General features: G+C 68.4%; 1 protein-coding gene. It reads left to right on the top strand.

Annotated elements, in window-relative coordinates; translation table 11 throughout:
- The coding region (locus tag A5706_RS16660) for an acyltransferase (protein ID WP_156767179.1) at positions 1-553 on the top strand (553 nt) is incomplete at both ends.

Raw genomic sequence — 553 nt, 5'->3', positions numbered from 1 at the left:
TTCCGCCCGATGCTGGGCGACGCGTCGCCCGACCTGCACGACGCCCTCGCGCCCGTGCTCAACTGCGGGGCCCAGGGCGTCGACCTCTTCTTCATCCTCAGCGGGTTCGTGCTGACCTGGAACTACCTCGACCGCATGGGCCGGTCGTGGTCGACGCGGGCCACTCTGCACTTCCTGTGGCTGCGGCTGGCCCGGGTGTGGCCGGTGTACCTGGTCACGATGCACCTGGCCGCGCTGTGGGTGATTTTCACGCTGCACGTCGGGCACGTGCCGTCGCCCGACGCCGCCCAGCTCACCGCGATCAGCTACGTGCGCCAGATCCTGCTCGTGCAGCTGTGGTTCCAGCCGTTCTTCGACGACTCCAGCTGGGACGGTCCGGCCTGGTCGATCAGCGCGGAATGGCTGGCCTACTTGCTCTTCGGCGCGCTGGTGCTGGTGATTCTGCGGATGAAGCAGGCGACCAGGGCGCGCAGCCTGATGGTGCTGGCCTTCGCGGCGTCGTTGCCGCCGGTGGTGATGCTGCTGGCCAGTGGCCACTTCTACACGCCGTGGA

Origin of the sequence: Mycobacterium sp. E796 (assembly GCF_001672815.1) — a bacterium.
In the GTDB taxonomy this organism is placed as follows: Bacteria; Actinomycetota; Actinomycetes; order Mycobacteriales; family Mycobacteriaceae; genus Mycobacterium.
Note: the sequence above shows the minus strand (reverse complement) of the source record. Positions and strands in the feature narration are given on the sequence as shown.